Here is a 4729-nt window from a genome sequence, read left to right as displayed (position 1 = left end):
AGAGCACCTGCAGGAGCACCGCCCCCGCACCAACCTGCCCCACCCGCTTCAGTGCTACGGCAGGAAGCGCTTCCCGCTCGGCTGCAGAGGTACCAATGATAAAATCGAGCGCATCGCGAAACGCATCCAGCGGCACATCCACCTCAAAGACCGAAGTATCGCTTCGACCGTTCCGGTCCAGGCACACGCGTGCCAGACTCTTCACCGTGCCCGAAGAGCCAATGAGCGTACGCACGTCGTGCTTCTGCATCGCCGCCAGCACCGGCGCGAGCTCTGCCTGAAAATGTGCACGAAGCGCTTTCTGATCAGCTTCCGATATCGGATCTGACGACACAAAGCGCTCGGTCATGCGGGCCGCCCCCAGCTTCAGACTCGTGGCCAGATGCACCGTATTGCCCGTGCACACAATGAACTCCACCGAGCCGCCCCCAATATCGACAACTACCGAAGGCCGACTAATCTCCACCTCGCGCCGCACGCCCTGAAAGATGAGATGCGCCTCTTGCGCGCCGCTAATCGGATCAATGCGCAGCCCAATCTCATCCCGCACGCGCTCAATGAACGCCCCACCATTGTCCGCCTCGCGGATGGCACTGGTGGCACACGCGAAGAACGACCGCGCCCCCTGCCCTTGCGCCAGCAGATAGATATGCTTCAGCGCCCGCATGCCGCGCTCCATGGCCTCATCCGCCAGACGCCCCTCAGCCAGCCCGCTATCGCCCAGGCGCACCATCTCCTTCATGCGATCCACCACCTTAAAACTGCCGTTCGCATACGCATCCACAATGATGGCATGAAACGAGTTCGTACCCAGGTCAATCACACACACGCGCAGCGGCGCCGGCGTCGACTGGGCTTCGTAGGTGGTGTGGGGGACGTACGGACACATGGCCCGGGGCATCGAAGCATCGTCCATAAGCACAAAATCAGAGCAGTAAGCCAAGAAACGAACAGAACAAAGCCGGTCCATAGAAATGATGCGCAGCGGAATAAGTTACACTTAATATTGAAAACCCGCCACGTTTACCGATTTTTGCCGGATACAGCGCCCCGATGCGGTTCTTAAGCGGTTCGGCAGACGTTAAGCGCTCCGGCGGCCCCACCATTCCAGCCGCACCGCCACCACTTCGCAGCCCACCGCCTGCCCCTCGCATCCTCAACAGTCCCCAACCTGACTCCTCTTTGGTGGATACGTTTAGTCGTGACTACGCCCTGAGTGATCCCTCTCCTCCTGTTGCAGATGCACGCTGTTTCGGCCCACCTATTTATCTCATCGCGAGGCTCCGGCTGTTTGTGTTTAGGGACCCGCCGCCTTCTCGTCGCATGGCTCTGCCGTGCGACGCAGGCGGTTCAGGGGCTCTGCCCCGCGAACTTAGCCCAGACACCGCCCGAGACGTCCGCTCCGCTCCCAGTCCCCGGCTACAAGTCGCTAAACACGTACCCGACAGCTGTCGGTATCCGCCCAAGAGGACACCATCTGAGAGAGGTGCCTTACTACACCAACCATTGACCTGTGACAGAGCAGTAGATGATACTGCGGATTCTTGGAGGTGGCACTTCTTTCATCATAGATGTCTTCGTCTACAACCAGACGGCTGGTGGCGGGGTGTTGGTCTCGGGTTGAACAGATGCACCGCCCTGCATGCCTGTCTGCAAGATGAGAACAGACAGTGTAATGTTGCGGACACCGCCATGTCTCGCATCAATGGAGCTACAACCCAAACCAAACGCGGACCTGGTGGAGTCACGGTTCATTTCAATATGAAAGCGTTTACATCGTCCAACACATAAATAAGATAATCGCATCCATGAAGTGGCTTGTCGTCTTGATCGGGGGGCTCGCGCTCTTATGTTCTACTGCAACGTCAGGGGCCGGGCAAACTATAGAGGGCGCCGCCGACCGAGAGCAGCCCGTGTTGCAGGCGTATCCGACCACCGAAGAGATAACGGTCGATGGTTATCTCGACGAGCCGGTCTGGAGGGTGGCTCCAGCGGCTTCTGACTTCGTGCAGTTTGAGCCGGATGAGGGAGCGCCTCCGTCGCAGCAGACGACCGTGCGCATCCTCTACGGGGAAGCCGGGCTGTACATTGGGGCGATGCTGCATGATGACGCCCCCGAACAGATACAGAACCGGCTCACACGGCGTGACAATCGCAACCAGGCGGACTGGTTTGAGGTGTCGATTGATTCGCGCTTCGACCAGCAGACGGCGTATACCTTTGCGGTGAATGCGGCCGGGGTGCAGCGCGATGGCCTGCGGCGCGAAAGGACCGATACGTCGTGGGACGCGATCTGGGATTCGTCCGTCCAAATTACGGATGCGGGGTGGAGCGTCGAAATGCACATCCCGTATTCCATGCTTCGCTTCTCAAAGGCCGATACGCAGCGGTGGGGCCTGCAAATCGAACGCCGCATTCCGCGTACCGGCGAACGCCTGGAATGGGCCTTCACACCACGTACCGAACGGGGGGGACGTCCGGTGGCAGAGTACGGCATACTCGACAATCTACAAGATCTGAATCCACGGCGGAACGTGCAGGTCTTTCCATATGCTATTTCACAGGTCGATATCTCCGAGGGAGACACGCCCGGCGAGCACAAGGTGGATCAGCGCATGGATACCGGAGCCGATGTGAAGGTGGGACTGGGATCCAACTTTAGTGTACATGCTACGATCAATCCAGACTTTGGACAGGTGCAGTCAGATCCGGCGAGGCTGAACCTGTCGGCTTTCGAGACCTTCTTTTCGGAACGACGCCCGTTCTTTACCCAAGGGTCGCAGTTCTTCGACTTTGATCAGCAGGGCGGCAACCTTCTCTACACGCGCCGCATCGGCTCGGAAGCGCCGATCATTGGCGCTACGAAGCTGACGGGGCGCAGGGCCGGGGGACTCTCGATCGGGGGCATGGCTGCACTCGAAGGAAGTAGTTTTTCTCCGGAGCGGTACTACGGGGTCGTCAACCTGAAGCAGGAGATCGGCACCTACTCCGATGTTGGGGGAATGCTGACGGCCTTTGACGGGCCACGTAACGGACAGCATCGGCGTACTGTGTCGGGCGGGACGAATTGGGATCTTCGGTTTGTAGACAACACGTATCAGATCCGTGGCCACGCCAGCTTCACCCACCGGAATCCAATTCGTATGCCCGATCGCTCTGCGAGAACCGGATTCTCGGCCTCGACCCGACTGGCGCGGGTACGAGGGGCTACTACCTATCGTGTACGGGGGCGTATCGTAGACGATCGATTCAATACCAACGATCTCGGGCGGATTCGGGAGAATAACTACACGCGGATGCGGGTGCGCGCTGAGCACGAGTTTAACGATGGGCAATCCTTTGGTACATTTCAGCGTGCCCAGGCCCTGCTCCTGTTTAGCCAAAGCTGGACCTATGACGAGGGCCTCAGCCGAGGACTCGGACACTATGGACGAACGAGCTGGACGCTCCAAAACTTCTCGCGCATCTGGCTCTGGACGTCGAGCGATTATCTGTTCGGTGGATACGATGTGTTCGAGACCCGGAGCCAGGGGCCGCGCGCGCGTCCCCGCGAGTTCGAGATCGGGCTCAGTCTGCGCTCGGATACGCGCCGCGACTGGCGCGTGCAGCCCCGCGTGTCCACCACGGTTCGCGAGGATGGCGGCACCGGGTACGATGTGTCGCTCGGTGGAAGTTGGGATGTCAATCAATATCTGTCGCTCTCGCTTTCGTCATCGTACGAGCACGAAGACGGATATGTCGAATGGGCCTCAAACGAGCAGGTCATGCGGACCGACGACACGTGGATCCTCGACGGCACGGCCTCGCGCCCACTAACGGCACCGCCCGATGAACTCGATGCGCTGTTTGCCTCCCGCCGTTCAGGGGAAAACCAGGCGATGCTTCCCATATATGGCGCACGAGACACACGGTCGCTCGATCTTGAGATGAGCGGCGATATCACGCTTACCCGCACGTTTTCCATTGAACTCTTCGGACAACTCTTCGCGGCACGCGGGCAGTACAATGACTTTCAGGTGCTACAGACGCGTGATCAACTCGCCCCATTTGATACTTACCCGAAACGACACGACTTTGCCTTGAGCAGCTTCATTGCCAACGCGGTATTTCGGTGGGAATACCGGCCAGGGTCGGAGCTCTTCGTCGTCTGGTCGCAGTCGCGCCGCCAGAACCTGAACGATCCGTTTTTCTTCGACGAGCGAAATGCGTCTCCGTTTTCCGTCTCCACCCCCGATCGCATGACCGATGTGTTTAGCGCCTTTCCAAACAACACGTTCTCGGTAAAGCTGCGGTATGCGTTTACACAGTAGCTGCGGTACTTCGTTACGTGTCTCGGTGCGCTGGCATCCACCGGCCAATCCGTTTCCATCCGAAAATAACGGCCTTTGCCGAAACATCAGCCTCCTGACAGAAAGTCGCCGTTTTTGGGAACTGATTACATTTTTGTAATAATAAAATTCAAAACGATACAAAAATGGCGTTTTTCATCCATTCTTTTTCAGCCCCAAAAAAAAAGACGCCGAACCCTGACTTCAGGTTCAAACGTCATTGTTTTTGGAAAAGAAGCGCTGCACGCCTTTGTGCACCGCCCTTTTTTTAAGCTTTCAGCCCTGTATAAATCCCGGTAAGGCTTTTGTCAAGATGATCATGTAATTTTCATGGTCAGCGATGTTTAGAACCATAGGCTTTCCATGACATCTTTGCGTTGAGGCACGCCACTTTTCCACAG

Annotated in this window: 2 protein-coding genes; one reads left to right on the top strand and one right to left on the bottom strand. The window is 57.8% G+C overall.

The window, feature by feature from the left end; genetic code table 11:
- Positions 1-916, bottom strand: a 916-nt coding sequence (locus R6U20_RS11450) for a Ppx/GppA phosphatase family protein (RefSeq protein ID WP_410337991.1), incomplete at its 3' end; no start/stop codon positions are given.
- Positions 917-1808: 892 nt separating this feature from the next.
- Between R6U20_RS11450 and R6U20_RS11445 the strand changes: the two genes are divergently transcribed.
- Positions 1809-4310: a DUF5916 domain-containing protein gene (locus tag R6U20_RS11445; RefSeq protein WP_410337990.1), complete on the top strand. Its 2502-nt coding sequence runs from the start codon at positions 1809-1811 to the stop codon at positions 4308-4310.
- The last annotated feature ends 419 nt before the right edge of the window (positions 4311-4729 follow it).

The sequence above is a fragment of the Longimonas sp. genome, from assembly GCF_046498435.1.
Taxonomy (GTDB): Bacteria; Bacteroidota; Rhodothermia; order Rhodothermales; family Salinibacteraceae; genus Longimonas.
The sequence above is the reverse complement of the archived record's forward strand: the minus strand, read 5'-3'. Positions and strand labels throughout refer to the sequence as shown.